Here is a 16833-nt window from a genome sequence, read left to right as displayed (position 1 = left end):
AATAATGAATCATCAACAATTGAGTGCCACTTTGCTGGTATTGATGGCTTTAATAACTGGCTGTAATTCGTCACCAATAAGTCTTTACAGCGATAATACTATGAAGAAAAAAGAATATAATGGTGTTAAGGCATACAGAAAAGGGGAGTTTGAAGAGGCTTTTAACTATTTAGAAGAGCCAGCTGCATTGGGTTATAAAAGTGCACAATACACCCTAGCGTTTATGTTTTTAAAAGGACAATATTTAGAGCAATCAACTAAGCTTGGTATGGGGTGGTTGGGTGTTGCTGCAGAAGCTGGCGTTGAAAATTGGTCACAACAATATGATACTTTTTATGCCGCTGCGACAACAGAAGAGAAGCAAGAAATAGATGCAATTGTTGCAGTTTATATTGAACAATTTGGTGTTAAAGCTCAAAACATGACATGCCGTAGGTCAACATCACCTAGGCGCACATTCGGCGAAATTAAAATTGATTGTAATAAACACGATGGTGTTGTCACTGTTCATGAAATACAAACAATAGAGTAAAGCTAGTTACTAACTAGCTTCTTTTCAAAGTCACTTTTTACGATATCGAGCGCTTTTAATACTTCTTCGGGCTCTACATCGTGTTGCTCTAAAATCATAATTAAATCAACAGCGAGTTTCACGTGTGTAGGAGCTTCTTCTAACGGGTTACTCATTAATATCTTTCTTTTTAGCAATCTGATCAATCGCAAAATTAATGGCAACTTCTACGCGTTGCTGCATATCCAAACGATCTGTTTGAGTTAAATAAAACGCCATATCTACATCGTATCTAATATAACGTGGGGGTAATTGATTGAGTACGGTGCAGCAAAAGTCAGCCATTACATCGTCGTTGTAACGTTCATTAAGTTTACGTTTTTCTATTTCTTCTAAAACGAGTTTTTCGTAAAAATTGTGTATGTCGTCATCTAATCGCATATTCCTGTCACTCTTTTTTATTGTCTGTAATGAGTCTATACCAAGGATTGTTATAAATCGAGAGCCGCTTTAAATAGTTGCTTATGGACACTAACTAAATTGTTGATGTTACGTTGATAACCGCCACCTAAAGCGCACGTCAGTGGTATGTTTCGCTGCTTACAAAAGTTAAGAACAGCAAAGTCGCGTTTATACACACCAGCTAGAGAAACATCAAATAAGCCGAGTTCGTCTTTGGTATAAATATCGGCGCCCGCATTATATAAAATAATATCGGGCTGGTGGAGACGAACACATAACTCAAGAGCTTGCTCTAGTGTTGTTAAATACTCTGCATCTGTGGTGTTTGCAGGTAAGCCAAAGTCATAGTTTGAGAGCTGTTTTTGCCGAGGAAAGTTTTGTTCACAGTGAATTGAGCAACTAATTATCTGCTGGTGCTGTTGGGTTATTTGCGCGGTACCGTCACCTTGGTGTACGTCACAATCAAATATTAATACAGTGTCGGCTTGCTCTGTTGAAATAAGATGCGCTGCCGCAATGGCTAAATCATTAAAAATACAAAAGCCACTGCCGTAATTGCTGTAAGCATGGTGATAGCCGCCACTTAAATTAGCCGCTAAACCACTTTCAAGTGCTGTTTCAGCGGCTTGAATACTGGCACCAACAGAGTAAAGAGTTCGCTCAACAAGTTTATAAGAGTGAGGAAATCCCATTTTTTTAACCGCTTTGTCAGTTAACGACCCGTTTAAAAAGTCAGCAATATAATCTGAGCTATGGCATAAGCTTAACTGCGCTTTAGTTGCTGGCGAAGGCGATATAAATTGGGTGTAGCCTAAACGCGCTATTTCATGTTTAAGCTGCTGATACTTTTTAATTGGAAATCGATGGCGCTCAGGGAGCGTTAAAGCAGAGTAGAGAGGGTGATAAAAAAGCTGCATTAGCGTAGCTGTTGTTTTTCTACTTGTTGAATTTTGTCTTCGGTGGCAGAAATCGCTTTTCTACAACGGCCGAGTCGTGCATGAGTAGTTAAAATTTCTTGGTTAAGCTTTTGTGCTTGCGCAGGCGATGCTTTTTCCATTTGTAGTTTACGCTCTTCAATCATCAGTACTAGGCGACGTTCAAATTCATGGTTTTGTTTAAGTTCATCATATAACTCGTGGGATGATTGCATGATTTTTTGCACCGCTTGTTTATAAACAGGCTGTTTAGCACGAGGCTTATAATGACTTTTATTTTCTTTCACCCAAATAGGGGTCGATTTAATAACATTAAATACCGCTTGTACCTGACTGGCAATACGCTCAAGTGCATAGGTGTATGCATGACGGTGTTTGCTCGGTGGCAAGCTAGCTATTTCATCTTCTATTTCTACTACGTAGTCGGCTAAGTTCATACTTTTGGTGCTAAACACGGCTCTGTCAAATAGGCTCGGCTGTGCCTGCATATAACGATTTTTAGCAAATAATTTTGCTTTATCAAATTGCTCAGCTTGTTGCTTAAGCGTAGCAACTTGTTGGCGTAGTTTGTCTAAAGCAGCAGATTGCATATTAAAAGTATGCCTCGTAAATTAGTTTTAACGCTAAAAGTATAACCATAGTATTAAATACTGGGCGAATAAATTTACTGCCAAAACGAATAGCTGAATGTGCGCCAAACCATGCACCAAGCATGATAAAGAAGCCCATTGTAATTCCCAGTAAAAAGTTAACATGGCCAAGTGCAACAAAGGTGATCAGCGAAATAAAATTAGAAACAAAATTCATTGAACGCGCCAAACCACAATTGAGTAGCAAACTCATTTTATAAAGCATACCGTTTGAGGCAGTCCAAAAAGTTCCCGTTCCAGGCCCAGCTAAACCATCAAAAAAACCTAGGCTTAATCCTTGTAGCCACTGTTTTAGTTTTATTGCGCGGGTTAACTTAGGCAGGTCGTCACTTTGTGTGGTACTTAAATTACCAAACAAGCTGTAGCAAGCCACTAAAATAATAATAATGGGTAAGAGCTTATTTAAAAACTCAATGCTTAAATGATCAACAATGAGTGTGCCTAACAAAGCACCTATGGCGGTAGCCATAATAGAAGCAAACCAAAATCGTGGGTTAAATAACTGTTTTTTATAATAGGTGATACTGGCCGTTAACGAGCCAAAACTGGCGGCCAATTTATTAGTGCCAAGCGTTAAATGAGGAGGCAATCCCGCCGTTAACAGTGCCGGTACAGTAAGTAATCCACCGCCGCCAGCAATAGCATCAATAAAGCCCGCTAAAAGTGCAACGCCACATAAAATAGCCCAAGTTGTTGGGTCGAGTGCAAGTTCAAACATCAGTAATCTATTTGTCTTTTAAAAGGTGGTAAGGTGTCAAGCATGGCTTTGCCATATCGTTTGGTGATTAAGCGTCTATCTAAAATAGTTATTGTGCCAATATCACTTTCTTTGCGCAGCAGTCTACCACAGCTTTGTACCAATTTCTTTGCTGCGTCTGGCACGGTTATAGATAAAAATGGATTACCGCCTTTACTTTGCACAAACTCCGCTTGTGCTTCTTCGATAGGCGAGGTAGGCACCGCAAATGGAATTTTTGTAATAATTAGATTTTCTAAATATTTACCTGGTAAATCAAGCCCTTCAGAGAGGCTTTGGGTGCCAAATAAAATACTACCTTTGCCTTCATCAATATTTTTAGTGTGTAATTTGAGTAAAGCTTCTCGTGACATTTCACCTTGTACTAATAAGTTAAATCCTTTTGTTCTAAGGAATTTACTTACATGGTCCATTTGCCAGTAAGAGGCAAATAACACTAAGTTGGCTTTTTTAGTGTTTAGGTATTCGGGTAGTGTTTTAGCAATATGATCGCTAAATTCTTTATCTGTTGGCTCTATGCTTGACGTCGGAATACGCAGAGTGGCTTGTTTTGGGTAGTCAAACGGGGAGGGGACTTTAATAAACTTTACCCCTTCTTCTTTAGCAAGGCCACTTTCATAGGCAAAATGATCAAATGAGCCTAGTGCGCTCAAGGTAGCAGAACATAGCACGGCTCCAGCACATTCGCTCCACAGCTTGTCTTTTAAATAGTAACCGACCTCAATGGGGCAGTCGCTAAGCAAGTGATCATGATGGCTTTTATATTCAAGTCGTTTTATCCAACGCGCATGCGGCGTGCCTTCGCCTTTAGTAGCGTAACTAAACCATAATTTATTAAGTTGTTCTAACCGGTTTATGTATTGCCCACTTTCAGCCAGAATGGGATCGGCAACATAAGGTTTAATATCACCGTCGCTTACATCTTGTGTGAGGGTATCGTGCATTTTATTCAAACAGCGTAAAGCATCAAGCGTAGCCTCACTAATGTCTTTTGCCTTCGCATGTAGCGATTTAGGAATTTCACCATGTTCAAAGCGATAGGTATCGTCTTTTGAATATTCAAAATCGGCGTTGTCGAGAATATCGCGGACTACTTTTAAATCTTTGTTAGCATCGTTAACGCTATCGCATAACTTAAAGTTTTGCCCAATACCTTTTTGCCCCACTAACACTTTGGCCATTTTGCCACTAAATTTAGTGAGTTTGTCGAGCCAATCTATCGTGCCTTTTATGGTAGCTGCAGCAGATGAAAAGTCGCGGGTAATATGCGCAAGGTGATGCGCTTCATCGATTACATAAATGGTATTGTCGGGTTCGGGTAAAATTTTTCCGCCCCCTAAATCTAAATCGGCTAACAGTAACGAATGGTTTATAACTAATACATCCATTTGCATTAACTGCTGGCGGGCGAGTTGAAAAGGACATGTTTGGTGTGCTTTCATCTGGCGTTGGCAAGCATGCTTATCGCAGGCGATTAGTCCCCATACCCTATCAGGAATGGTATCAGCCCAGCTGTCTCTATCGCCTTGCCATTTTTTGTTTACATAGGCATCGTAAAGTTGCTTTAAGCACTTAGTTTCCATATCACTTAGTGGTGATGTAAGGGTAGGCATAAACTCCATTTGAGTTTGGCTATCGCTGTTCAGCGCATTATGAAGTTTGTGAGCGCAAATATAACGTTGGCGGCCTTTTACTAAATCAAATTTAAAATCGAGCCCTGAGTGCTTTTTAAAAAACGGCAGTTCTTTAGCGATTAATTGCTCTTGCAAAGCAACAGTAGCCGTAGAAATAACCAGTTTCTTTTTTTGTGCTAATGCCAATGGTAGAGCGCCCAGGCAGTAAGCTAATGACTTACCGGTGCCGGTGCCTGCTTCAATAACACAAATACGTTGTTTTTTATGGTATTCACCGGCTAATGTTTTGGCGATTTCAGCAACTAAATAGTTTTGACTACTGCGAGGGCGGTAATCGGTTAGGTTATTTGCAACATGCTGGTGTACTTGTCTAATTGTTTTTTTAAGTGAGCTCGATAGCATGTGATGATTAACCTAAAATATGTATATAATTACAGTGTATATATTAAGTGGGATCGAACATTGACACAAGCAATCTATCAGGGCTTTATTTTATCAAGGCAACAATATGGGGCTAAAAATGCACAAGGTATTACTTTGTGTTACTGGCTAAGCTCTGATCAGGGCCCGATAAAAGTGACGATTGAAAACCAGCAAGCGGTATTCTTCATCCCATTAGCACAGCAGCAGGCAGCGAATACCTTGTTGACTAAGGCGAGTGTTAACGTCCAGTTTAATAATGTTGAGCTTTGTCACTTTAGTGGTAGCGAGTGTGTTGCCTGTTACTTTAACGGTATAAAAAGCCTATACACTGCAAGAGCTCTTTTAGAGCAAGTAATGCCAGTTTACGAAGCCGATGTGCGCCACAGTGATCGCTTTTTAATGGAGCGCTTTATTAAAGGAGGTGTATGGGTAACCGGTAACGCCAAAGCTCAAAACGGCTTTATTGAAATTAGTGATGCAAAGCTAAAAGCAAACACCGAGTATACGCCAACGCTTAAGTCTGTTTCTTTGGATATAGAATGCAATGGCGACGGGGTGTTATTTAGTGTTGCACTGGTGGGAAATGGTTTAGATTGTGTATTGATGATAGGTGAGCAGCAGCTGCAGAGCGACTCGACATTTGAAATAGACTGGTGCTATGACGAAATTAACCTACTCACCAAGCTGCAGCAGTACATTATAAATAATGACCCCGATGTTATTGTTGGTTGGAATGTTATTGATTTTGATTTTAGTTTATTGCAAGAACGCGCTGAGGCATTAGGACTTACCCTGAGTTTTGGCCGAGATAATCAACCTCTATATATTAATAAGGGTCATTACACCCGATTAACACTCCCAGGACGATGCGTCATTGATGGCATTGATACTTTAAAAAATGCAACTTATCGATTTGATAGCTTTTCGTTAGCTAATGTTGCAGAGCGTGTGCTTAACGAGTCTAAATTAATAAAAGCTGATAACCGATTATCTGAAATTGTACGCCAATTTAATGAAGACAAGCTCGCTCTTGCTGCCTACAACCGCCAAGATTGTATTTTGGTTAATCAAATTTTCGAAAAACTAAAGCTGTTTGAATTTGCCATAGTCAGAACTCAAATTACCGGCCTCGAACTTGAGCGCATGGGTGGCTCCGTTGCCGCATTTACAAACTTATATTTACCGCTGTTACATCGCAGTGGTTATGTTGCTCCCAACTTAGGCGATCATGGGCTATCTTTTGAAAGCCCTGGTGGCTATGTGATGGAGTCGACTCCAGGGCTGTATAAAAACGTTTTGGTACTTGATTTTAAAAGCTTATATCCTTCAATTATGCGTACGTTTTGTATTGACCCGCTAGGTTTAATTGCAGGGCTAAATAAGCCAGAGCAAGCAGTTGAAGGATTCAATCAGGCATTATTTTCAAGAACGCAGCACCACCTGCCTAAATTAATTGAGCACCTGACACAAACTCGCCAAGAAGCCAAAGACACTAATCAACCCATGCTCTCGCAAGCGATCAAAATTATTATGAATAGTTTATATGGTGTACTCGGCTCTAAAGGCTGTCGGTTTTACGACCCGCGCTTGTCGAGCTCTATCACTTTACGTGGCCATGAAATAATGCAAACAACCCGTAAATGGATAGAAGCGCAAGGCTTTGAGGTGATTTATGGTGATACCGACTCTACGTTTGTAAAACTTTGTGAAGATAAAAGTCCTGAGCAATGCAACGAGATTGGCTGCCAACTTGTTCGACATATCAACGAAAAGTGGCAAGTAGAATTAAAGCAGCGTTATGACTTAAAAAGCTATTTGGAAATTGAATTTGAAACCCATTACAGTCCGTTTTTTATGCCAACTATACGAGGTAAAAAAACAGGTTCTAAAAAACGTTATGTTGGTCAAGTAACCAAAAAAAATGAAAAAAAGTTGGTCTTTAAAGGTATGGAAACCGTTCGCAGTGATTGGACTGAGTTTGCACAGGAGTTTCAAATACAGTTGTTTGAAACACTTTTCTCTAGTCACTTCGAAATACAGCAACTGCACAAGATAATAAACAGCTTCACGCAAAAATTATACAGCGGTGACTTTGACCACAAGCTCGTTTATAGAAAGCGTTTAGGGCAGCACCTGAGCGATTATATTAAAAATATCCCACCTCATGTTCAAGCAGTTAAAAAACACAAAGCGAGCCATCCTGAGTTTGAAATAAAACGCGGGCAAGTAATCGAATATGTTTATGCAGTATCCGGCGCTGAGCTTTATACCGGTAAAAACCCCCTTAATTACCCGCTGTACATTCAAAGGCAACTCGACCCTGTTGCGCAAATGATATTAAGCGCATTAAACACAACATCTGAATCTACTCAAGCTACATTATTTTAACTTGGCTATGAAAAAAAGAGGTGTTTTATAGGTTGTTTTTCCATTTTAAGTTCCTATTTCGCATAAAAATTGTAAAATTTAAAGTTAACATTAGTGATCCTGTTTACAAATTTGCTTGAGAACACTACAAAATAAAAACCTAACAGGAATAAATAATGTTCTTATAAATCAATGTCATAGTCTCTTTATTAAGGTTGTTTCTAAATTAAATCCAAAAAAATGCTTAAAAAGCGAGCTAAATAAACGTAAAAATGATAACGAGAAGTCACTTAAAGTGTTTTTAAAGTTAATTTAATGTTGACCGCGTTGTGATCAAAGTATTATCATCTGGAGCATGATCACAATTTAATTAACAAAAGTGGTCAAAAATAAAAAACAAATAGTATTCTAGGGAGAATCAAATGTTAAATAACAAAGTTTCAAAAGCAGTTCGTTTAGCGATCGCTTTTGGTGCAGCTTCTACTGCTGCTTTTTCAGCAAGCTCAATTGCTGCAGAAGAAGGCGCAGAAAAAGTTGAACGTATTCAGGTTACAGGTTCACGTATCAAGCGTACTGATTTAGAAAGTGCGAGCCCAGTTTTAGTTCTTAGCCGTGATGACTTAAATGTTAGTGGTCAATTAAGCATCGGTGACATTCTTCAACAAATTCCAGCTGCAGGTGCTGCACTTAATACTGCCTTTAATAACGGTGGTACTGGCGCAACAAACATGGATTTACGTAACTTAGGCGCACAGCGTCTTCTTGTATTAGTAAATGGTAAGCGTTGGGTTTCATCTTTAGGTTCTACAGTTGATTTAAACACAATCCCATCGTCAGCGATTGAACGTGTTGAAGTTGTTAAAGACGGCGCTTCTGCTATATACGGTTCTGATGCTATTGCCGGTGTTGTAAATATCATCACTCGTAAAGATTTTGAAGGTGTTGAGGTTTCTGTATACGGTGGTGAAAACTTAAAGTACAACGATGGTCGTCAGTATTCTGCAGATATCACTGTTGGTACTACTTCAGACCGCGGTGGCTTAATGTTTAATGCTAGCCATGTAACTCAACAAGAAATTTGGGCAGGTGATCGCGATATTTCTTCTATGGGTAATAGTACTACAACTGAAAAAGGTCGTTTACGCCTTACTTCAAGTGCAATCAGCCCTGATCTTCGTGATAGTTTACTTGCTCAAGGTTATACTGAAAACAACGCTGGTAAGTCAAACGCTGGTTTTGATTTAGTTCCTAATGGTGCAGGTTCTGCAGTAGGTTTAGATTCATTCCGTGACCGAGCTGGTGATGTTTATAACTACGCGCCTGAAAACTACCTTGCAACGCCACAAGAGCGTAACAGTTTTTATGTGCAAGCTTTTTATGACTTAAGTGATGATGTTCGTTTTGTATCAGATTTCATGATGACAAACCGTAAATCTTCTCAGCTACTTGCCGCGATGCCATTAACAATTGGTGCATCTTTTGGTTCTGCAGCTAGCCGAGTAGACATCCACGAAAATAACATCTACAACCCATTTGGTGAAACATTGTACGGTGATGCTTCTCGCTCAGGTGTAGAGGGTTATATCCCATTTGCTGGTCAACGCCGTTTTGTAGAAGCGGGTAACCGTATTTACAGACAAAACGATACAACTTACCGTGCGATGGTTGGTTTAGAGGGCGGTATTGGTGATACATCTTGGGTGTGGGACGCTTCTTACATTTATGGTAAAAATAGCCAAGACGTTTTAACAACAGGTCTACTTAACTTAACTCGTGTGAACCAAGCATTAGGTGACAACTGTAATGCATCTACTTCTTGTGTACCGCTTAACCTATTTGGTGGAGCTGGTGCAATTACACAAGATATGGTTGACTTTGTAACGTTTGACAGTGTTTCTCGTGAAGGTCTAGAACTTAAAGATTACACAGTAAACTTTGCTGGTGATGCGTTTGAATTACCTGCAGGTGTTGTAGGTATGGCTGTTGGCTTTGAACGTCGTGAAGAGTCAGGTTATGATACGCCGGATCCATTAACTCAAAGTGGTGAAACTTCAGGTAACCAACGTGATGCTACTTCAGGTGGTTTCCGCTTAGATGAAGCTTATGTAGAGCTTTCAATTCCAGTGTTTGATGGTTTAACTATTGCACCAGCAATTAGATTCTCTGACCACAGCGCATACGGTAGCAACTCTACTGCTAAAGTTGGTGTTGAATACCGTCCAATGGATGATTTACTTCTTCGTGGTACTTGGGCTGAAGGTTACCGAGCTCCTTCAATCTCTGATTTATACGCAGGTAATGCAGATGCATACCCTACGTTAACAGATCCGTGTAACTCTGTAGAAGGTGTTGTTCCAAGCCTACCAGGTTGTGCTGGTGTACCAAATGGTTACTCACAAGCTAATACGCAAATCCGTGAAACTCGTGTTTCTTCTCCAGATTTACAACCAGAAGAGTCTGAATCTAAAACGTTTGGTATTGTTTATAACCCAAGCTATGTTGATGGTTTAGAATTCACAATCGATTACTACGATATCGAAGTTGAAAACTCAATTGGTCGTTACGGTTCTAACCGTATATTAAACGAGTGTACTTCAGGAAGTAATGCATCTTCTTGTGATTACATTGACCGTGACGCTAACGGTAATATCGTTGATTTACGTAACTTCTTACAAAATGCAGGTACCTATAATGTAGAAGGTATAGATTTCTATACAGCTTACAAGTTTGATACTGAGTACGGTAGCTTCAGAACATCTCTTGATTTGTCTTATGTAATGACAAACGAGTTTGATGGTGATGACCAAGTTGGTATTCAATTTGGTGATGCAGGTTACCCAGAGTATAAAGGCACGTTTGCTTTAGATTGGTCTCAAGGTGACTTTGATGCGCATTGGCAAACACGTTATGTTGACCGTATGCAAAACAACTATGACGTATTGTACGGCGCAGAAAATTACCCAGGTATGGCTGATTACATTGGTTCTTACTTCGTACATGATGTATCTGTAGGTTATGCGCTAGACGCTTACAACACTAAAATTAGTGTAGGTATTGAGAACTTATTCGCGAAAGAACCTTCTCGTGAATACACTAACAATGACTTTGCAATCTCGACTAACAACTTCTCTGTTACAGAGTACGACGTTAATATGGATCGCTTTGTATACGTACGAGCTACAGTTAAGTTCTAATAACTTAGAGACTTAAACTTTATTCAAAAGCCACTTTTTAGTGGCTTTTTTATTTCTGGAATATTTATGATTCAACTAAACAAAAATATTGATGTAGTTAATTTACATAGGGAATACTCTAAAAATAAGAGAATTATGATTGATAGTGTTTTAGAGTTTGATGGGTTATCTCAAATTACAGAAAAATTAAAACATAATATTCCTTATTTGAATGCATATTCTTTAAATGGCGAATACATTCAATCTTCAGATGATGAATTAAAAAATATGTCTCCCGTTAAAATGAGAGCGCTTCAGCAGACTATTTATGAAAATGCGAGTAAAGGGATTGGCTTTTTTTATGGGCGATATGAAATAACTCAAAATGAAAAAGATGAGTTATTAAAGGAGCTATTTACTTATCTTAATAGCCAAGAAGTTTTAAAATTGATTACTGATGTTACAGGTGTAAAGGGTTTAAAAAGTGCAAGTGTGCAATTAACACGTTATGTGCCAGGAAACTTTTTGACACGACATAATGATGTATTGCCTACAAAACAAAGAGCAATTGCTTTTGTATTTGGTTTTACACCACAGTGGCACCCAGACTGGGGTGGTTTGTTACATTTTTATGAAATGGATGGAAAGCTGACAGAGACGTTTATGCCCAAAAGTAATGTTTTATCCCTTTTTGATGTGCAATTACCACATTCTGTTTCTTATGTAACTCCATTTGCTCGTGCTGCAAGATACTCAATTACTGGCTGGTTTAACTTACAATAATAAAGATTATCCTAGAGTTTTAATCTTTATAGTTAAGCTATTTAGTTTGAGGGTTGTAAATTCCTAACTTGAGATGATTTTCTGCTTGAACACCCATGATGCTAACAGCTTTGTTTTTTTGTTATGTAAATGTTGCTTTTTTGTTTGTCTAGTTTAGTATGCTACATGACTTGCGTTTTCATTAGCAATATGAATATCGCTTTGTTAAATAAAAAATATAAAAATATCTCAGGGAGAATCACATGTTGAACAATAAAGTTTCAAAAGCTGTTCGTTTAGCGATCGCTTTTGGTGCAGCTTCTACAGCTGCTTTCTCAGCAAGTTCATTTGCTGCAGAAGAAAATGCTGAAAAAGTAGAACGCATTGAAGTAACAGGTTCACGTATATTACGTGAAGGCGCTATTTCACCATCACCAGTAACTGTAATTACGGGCGAAGACTTAGTTAGCACTGGTGCTTTGAATATCGGTGAAGTACTAAACAAACTACCAGCCTTAGCAACTACCTATTCACTTGCAAACTCAGGCCGTTTTATCGGTACTGCTGGTATCAGTTTATTAGATTTACGTGGTATGGGCAGTGAACGTACATTAGTATTAGTTGACGGTAAACGTCATGTTTCTAGTGCCCCAGGAACATCTTCTGTTGATACGAATACCATTCCAAGCTCTTGGATTGAAAAAGTTGAGATTATTACTGGTGGTGCGTCTGCGGTATATGGTGCCGATGCGGTAACGGGTGTAGTTAACTTCATATTAAAGAAAGATATTACTGGTTTTAATGTATCTGCAACGAAAGGTTTTGCAGATAATAGTTCTTATCAAAATGAAAAATATACTTTTTCTTACGGTAAAGATTTTGCTGAAGGGCGTGGTAATGCTGCATTCTCTGTAGAATATAATACACAAAACTCATTGAATGCTTTAGACAACCCTTGGACTGCAACATCGTATGCATCCATGCCATATGATGTTGTGACAGGTCAATCTCGCCCAGAAGGTCAAATTGATAGCGAAGCTTATCCAGATAAAATCGTAGTCCCTAATGCTGGTTATTATTTAATTTCAAATCAAGGAACTGTTTGGAATCCAAATACAGGTGGTATTTTAGGTAAATTTAATGGTGATAGCTCATTAAACGATGTTTATACAGGTGCTATTGATGATGGCCAATTCTGTGGAAGCGCTGGTTGTGATTTCATTAACTTACGCCAATATTCAGAAATACAACCTAAGTTTGATCGCGTTAATTTTAACTTTAAAACGAATTATGACGTAACAGATGAATTAAACGCATATTTTCAAGCTAAATATTCTAAAACAGAAGGTGAAAATATAGGCCAACCTTTCTTCCGCTTCTTTAGTGGCGCAAATATGATACAGCGAGATAATGCATTTTTATCAGCTGACACTGCAGCATTGATGGATGAAGAAGGGCTATCAATGATCGGTGTAAACAAAATGTACAACGATGTTGGTCGCCGTTTAGAAGAAAATACTCGTGAAACAACTCGGTTTGTAGCAGGTATCCAAGGCTATATTACTGATGACTGGTCTATGGATATCTCTTTAGTTCATGGTAAGTCAGAGATAGAACGTATTAATGGCGCAAATGTTATTTTGGCTAATTATGCTAACGCTATTGATGCTGTGTTTGATGACAGTGGCAATATCGTTTGTCGTAGTGAAACTGCTCGTGCAGATGGTTGTGTTGCAGCAAATATAATGGGTGACGGCGCAATTAGCCAAGAAGCAATTGACTATGTGACAACAACATCAATTGGTACATCAGAAATCAAGCAAACTGTATTCAATGCAACATTTAGTAATTCGGCAATTTATGAACTACCAGCGGGTATGGTTGGTTTTGCTGGTGGTGTTGAGTACCGTGATGAAACAAGTGTGACGATTGAAGATGCTTTTGCTAAAACAGGGGCTACATTCTTTAATGCACTTGGTGAAACGGATGGTGGTTATGATGTAACAGAAGCGTTTTTTGAACTATCAGTACCATTAATTGAAGATGTATTCTTAATCGATACTTTAGTGTTTGACACAGCTGTACGTTATGCTGATTATTCAACTATAGGTGATGCTACAAGCTGGAAATTAGGCTTAGATTGGACTATTACGCCTGAATTACGTGCTCGTTTTACAGTATCTGAAGCGATGCGTGCGCCAAACATTGATGAACTCTTTTCTGGACAAAGTCAGTCATTTGCCAATGTAGATGATAAATGTAAAGTATCTGAGCTTGATCAGTTGAGTGATGCAGGCCGAGCTATTCGTGCAGCTAACTGTGCAGCGCTTGGTGTACCTGCTGATTTTGACTCAAGTTATGATAGCGCAACGCTTGAGACTTTAGTTGGTGGTAATCCAGACCTACAGCCAGAAGAATCTAGATCAATTACGGCAGGTATTGTTTACCAGCCAGAATGGTTAGAAGGCTTTAGTGTAACAGCCGATTACTGGGAAATTGATATTGATGACACAATTAGTGGTATTGGGTTTCAAACTATCATAGACCGTTGTGTAGATTCACCAACTGGTATTGACAATCAATTCTGTGGTCTTATAACTCGTGATCCAAATACAAGTGAAATTACCTTATTAAAAGGTTTTGCACTTAATATCGCACGCAGTCTTAATTCTGGTGTAGATTTTGAGGTGGGTTATGATTTTGATGCTCTAGGTGGTAGTTTTGGTACTAGCTTTATTGGTACTTATTTGATTGAAGCAAAGGATTATCCTTTCTCAGCTGAGCCTGAAAATTACACAGACTATGAAGGTGTATTAGGTAATGAAACATGGCAGGGTAGTATTTCTGTTGATTATACTTATGAAAACCTGGTTGTAGATTTTAGCACACGCTTTATTAACGGTGTTGAGTTATACAATCCTACACAAATAGAAGCAAACCCTAACCCGTCAAATGAAATGCGTTACGGTTCATATTTTATAACTGATGCTTCAGTCGCTTATAACTTTGACAGTGGTGTTGGCTTTAAGTTAGGTGTTGATAACTTATTCAATCGTGGCTTACCAGGAAGTACGACTGGCACAGGTGCAGGCTCAGCGATTTACGATAATATTGGTCGATTTGCCTACCTACAAGCTACTTACAAATTTTAAAGCTATTACCTATTAATATAATATTTTTATACTAATAGAGTTTCTTAGAATTGCAGATAAGTTAAGTATGTAATTAAATACCCTTAATCATTTTGATTAAGGGTATTTTTTTATATTTATACATAATATAGTTCTCTAAATTTATAAACAGTTTGAATATTAGTTTATGAATATAAATTATTTAAACAAATGTGAAATAAAGCTGTCTTCCTAAAACATAACCATTAATTAGATTAAGAATTCTTACCTTTGATGACCTACACCCTTAGACCCTATCAGCAAGAGGCGGTTGAACGCACCGTTTTACACTTTAGAAAAACCAATGATCCTGCTGTCATTGTGCTGCCTACAGGTGCGGGTAAAAGTTTAGTCATAGCTGAGCTTGCGCGTATTGCTAAACAAAAAATATTGGTGTTGGCGCACGTAAAAGAATTAGTTGAGCAAAATGCTCAAAAGTATAAAAGCTTTGGTCTTGAGGCGAGTATATTTTCCGCAGGTCTCAAAGAGAAGTCGTTAACTCACCAAGTTACCTTTGCCAGTGTGCAGTCGTTATCGCGCAATCTAAATAAACTTAATGAGCACTACTCATTACTTATTATTGATGAGTGTCACAGAGTAAATGGCGAAAAGAAAAGCCAATACGGAAAAGTTATTAATGCACTTAAATCTCACAACCCTGAATTAAAAGTATTAGGTTTAACCGCGACGCCTTACCGACTAGGGCTAGGCTGGATTTATCAGCATCATTACCATGGCTTTGTGCGTGGTAATAAGGAAAGCCCATTCAAACGCTGTATTTTTGAATTACCTTTGCGTTATATGATCAAGCATAACTACTTAACTCCCCCTAAAGAGGTTGATGCTGCAATTAGCCATTATGACTTTTCATCTTTAACTAGCAATGCATTTGGGCAGTATAGTAATGAGGATATGAATGCGCTGTTAAAAAAATCGACCCGTGCAACTCAAACAATTCTGCAGCAGGTTATTCAATATAGTGAGAAGCGTCATGGCGTGATGATATTTGCCGCAACGGTTATGCATGCACAAGAGATAATGACTTATTTACCCGAGGATCAAAGTGCGCTGATCACCGGAGATACTCCCAATAGCGAACGCGATAAAATAATTAAACAATTTAAAGCTAAAAAATTAAAGTATTTAGTGAATATATCGGTTCTTACTACCGGATTTGATGCCCCCCATGTTGATTTTATAGCTATTTTACGCCCCACTGAGTCGGTAAGTTTATACCAGCAAATTGTTGGGAGAGGCTTAAGGTTGGCTGAGGGTAAAGATGATTGTTTAGTGATTGACTATGCGGGTAATGGCTTTGACTTGTTCTACCCTGAGGTTGGTGATAAAAAAGGCGATAGCGATAATGAACCCGTGCAAGTGCTGTGTCCTGGGTGTGGCTTTGCCAATATATTTTGGGGTAAAACAGAGGCTGATGGCAAAGTAGTTGAGCACTTTGGTAGGCGTTGCCAAGGCTTATTAGAAGACGATAATGGGGTAAGCGAGCAATGCGATTATCGTTTTCGTTTTAAAGAGTGTGAGCAGTGCGGCGCACAAAATGATATTGCTGCTCGAAAATGCCATAACTGTGGTGCTGTGATGGCCGATCCTGATGATAAGCTTCGTAATGCGTTAAACCTTAAAGATGCATTAGTACTTCGTTGTAGTGGCTTGAGTGTGACTAAACTTAAAGAGCAATTGTTAAAAGTTACTTATTTTGATGAAGACGGAGCCAGTTGTGATGAAGTTTTTGATTTAGCAAACAAAGGATCACAGTATTATTTTAATAAGCAATTTGGTAAGCGTGTAGGGCAGGGACAGTCACCAATTGAATTTATCAGTGCAGATCAAGTTATAAAAGCCCAGTTTGATTTAATACCACCGGATTTTGTGATTGCTCGAAAAAGTAAAAAGTATGGCTGGAAAGTAGCAGATAAACTTTTTGATTATAAAGGCAGCTTTAGAAAAGCAAACCAGCTAAGCCGATAGGCT

The 16833-nt window shown here is 38.7% G+C and carries 12 protein-coding genes; 6 read left to right on the top strand and 6 right to left on the bottom strand.

Annotated elements, in window-relative coordinates; translation table 11 throughout:
* The first annotated feature begins 4 nt into the window (after positions 1-4).
* On the top strand, positions 5-532 hold the full coding sequence (locus tag ACNSN2_RS09700) for a sel1 repeat family protein (RefSeq protein ID WP_418607184.1): 528 nt from the start codon (positions 5-7) through the stop codon (positions 530-532).
* 2 nt (positions 533-534) lie between these two features.
* On the opposite strand, the gene ACNSN2_RS09695 is transcribed toward ACNSN2_RS09700, so the two are convergent.
* From ACNSN2_RS09695 to dinG, 6 genes are read right to left on the bottom strand one after another with little or no spacing between them, the layout of a single operon-like run.
* On the bottom strand, positions 535-687 hold the full coding sequence (locus ACNSN2_RS09695) for a YbaM family protein (protein ID WP_010388219.1): 153 nt from the start codon (positions 685-687) through the stop codon (positions 535-537).
* Positions 680-952, bottom strand: coding sequence for a late competence development ComFB family protein (locus tag ACNSN2_RS09690; protein WP_076919239.1), 273 nt, complete (start codon positions 950-952; stop codon positions 680-682). Before ACNSN2_RS09690 ends, ACNSN2_RS09695 begins: the two co-directional genes overlap by 8 nt.
* Before the next feature lie 50 nt (positions 953-1002).
* Positions 1003-1890, bottom strand: coding sequence for a histone deacetylase (locus ACNSN2_RS09685; RefSeq protein ID WP_418607182.1), 888 nt, complete (start codon positions 1888-1890; stop codon positions 1003-1005).
* Positions 1890-2498: a primosomal replication protein gene (locus ACNSN2_RS09680; RefSeq protein ID WP_418607180.1), complete on the bottom strand. Its 609-nt coding sequence runs from the start codon at positions 2496-2498 to the stop codon at positions 1890-1892. The genes ACNSN2_RS09685 and ACNSN2_RS09680 overlap by 1 nt, the downstream gene beginning before the upstream one ends.
* Position 2499: 1 nt before the next feature.
* On the bottom strand, positions 2500-3276 hold the full coding sequence (locus ACNSN2_RS09675) for a TSUP family transporter (protein WP_418607178.1): 777 nt from the start codon (positions 3274-3276) through the stop codon (positions 2500-2502).
* On the bottom strand, positions 3276-5351 hold the full coding sequence (gene dinG, locus ACNSN2_RS09670) for an ATP-dependent DNA helicase DinG (RefSeq protein ID WP_054202434.1): 2076 nt from the start codon (positions 5349-5351) through the stop codon (positions 3276-3278). Before dinG ends, ACNSN2_RS09675 begins: the two co-directional genes overlap by 1 nt.
* Positions 5352-5411: 60 nt before the next feature.
* On the opposite strand from dinG, the gene ACNSN2_RS09665 reads away from it, so the two are divergent.
* The 5 genes from ACNSN2_RS09665 to ACNSN2_RS09645 all read left to right on the top strand — a co-directional run bounded on the left by ACNSN2_RS09665 (position 5412) and on the right by ACNSN2_RS09645 (position 16830).
* Entirely contained in the window at positions 5412-7760 is a 2349-nt protein-coding gene (locus tag ACNSN2_RS09665; RefSeq protein ID WP_418607176.1) for a DNA polymerase II, read from the top strand.
* Positions 7761-8161: 401 nt separating this feature from the next.
* Complete coding sequence (locus tag ACNSN2_RS09660) at positions 8162-10933, top strand: TonB-dependent receptor plug domain-containing protein (RefSeq protein ID WP_418607174.1); 2772 nt, start codon at positions 8162-8164, stop codon at positions 10931-10933.
* A gap of 66 nt (positions 10934-10999) precedes the next feature.
* Positions 11000-11695, top strand: a complete 696-nt coding sequence (locus tag ACNSN2_RS09655) for a 2OG-Fe(II) oxygenase (protein WP_418607172.1) — start codon at positions 11000-11002, stop codon at positions 11693-11695.
* A 242-nt stretch (positions 11696-11937) separates the two neighbouring features.
* Positions 11938-14826, top strand: a complete 2889-nt coding sequence (locus ACNSN2_RS09650) for a TonB-dependent receptor domain-containing protein (RefSeq protein ID WP_054202437.1) — start codon at positions 11938-11940, stop codon at positions 14824-14826.
* A 252-nt stretch (positions 14827-15078) separates the two neighbouring features.
* Complete coding sequence (locus ACNSN2_RS09645) at positions 15079-16830, top strand: DEAD/DEAH box helicase (RefSeq protein ID WP_418607169.1); 1752 nt, start codon at positions 15079-15081, stop codon at positions 16828-16830.
* The last annotated feature ends 3 nt before the right edge of the window (positions 16831-16833 follow it).

It is taken from the genome of Pseudoalteromonas sp. US3C1013 (assembly GCF_048401115.1).
In the GTDB taxonomy this organism is placed as follows: domain Bacteria; phylum Pseudomonadota; class Gammaproteobacteria; order Enterobacterales; family Alteromonadaceae; genus Pseudoalteromonas; species Pseudoalteromonas undina.
Note: the sequence above shows the minus strand (reverse complement) of the source record. Positions and strands in the feature narration are given on the sequence as shown.

Excerpts from the sequence above, each read along its gene's own strand:
- ACNSN2_RS09660 (WP_418607174.1), top strand. The coding sequence starts at position 8,162 with ATGTTAAATAACAAAGTTTCAAAAGCAGTTCGTTTAGCGATCGCTTTT.
- ACNSN2_RS09675 (WP_418607178.1), bottom strand. The coding sequence starts at position 3,276 with ATGTTTGAACTTGCACTCGACCCAACAACTTGGGCTATTTTATGTGGC.
- ACNSN2_RS09700 (WP_418607184.1), top strand. The coding sequence starts at position 5 with ATGAATCATCAACAATTGAGTGCCACTTTGCTGGTATTGATGGCTTTA.
- ACNSN2_RS09690 (WP_076919239.1), bottom strand. The coding sequence starts at position 952 with ATGCGATTAGATGACGACATACACAATTTTTACGAAAAACTCGTTTTA.
- ACNSN2_RS09650 (WP_054202437.1), top strand. The coding sequence starts at position 11,938 with ATGTTGAACAATAAAGTTTCAAAAGCTGTTCGTTTAGCGATCGCTTTT.
- ACNSN2_RS09685 (WP_418607182.1), bottom strand. The coding sequence starts at position 1,890 with ATGCAGCTTTTTTATCACCCTCTCTACTCTGCTTTAACGCTCCCTGAG.
- ACNSN2_RS09655 (WP_418607172.1), top strand. The coding sequence starts at position 11,000 with ATGATTCAACTAAACAAAAATATTGATGTAGTTAATTTACATAGGGAA.
- dinG (WP_054202434.1), bottom strand. The coding sequence starts at position 5,351 with ATGCTATCGAGCTCACTTAAAAAAACAATTAGACAAGTACACCAGCAT.
- ACNSN2_RS09695 (WP_010388219.1), bottom strand. The coding sequence starts at position 687 with ATGAGTAACCCGTTAGAAGAAGCTCCTACACACGTGAAACTCGCTGTT.
- ACNSN2_RS09680 (WP_418607180.1), bottom strand. The coding sequence starts at position 2,498 with ATGCAATCTGCTGCTTTAGACAAACTACGCCAACAAGTTGCTACGCTT.
- ACNSN2_RS09645 (WP_418607169.1), top strand. The coding sequence starts at position 15,079 with ATGACCTACACCCTTAGACCCTATCAGCAAGAGGCGGTTGAACGCACC.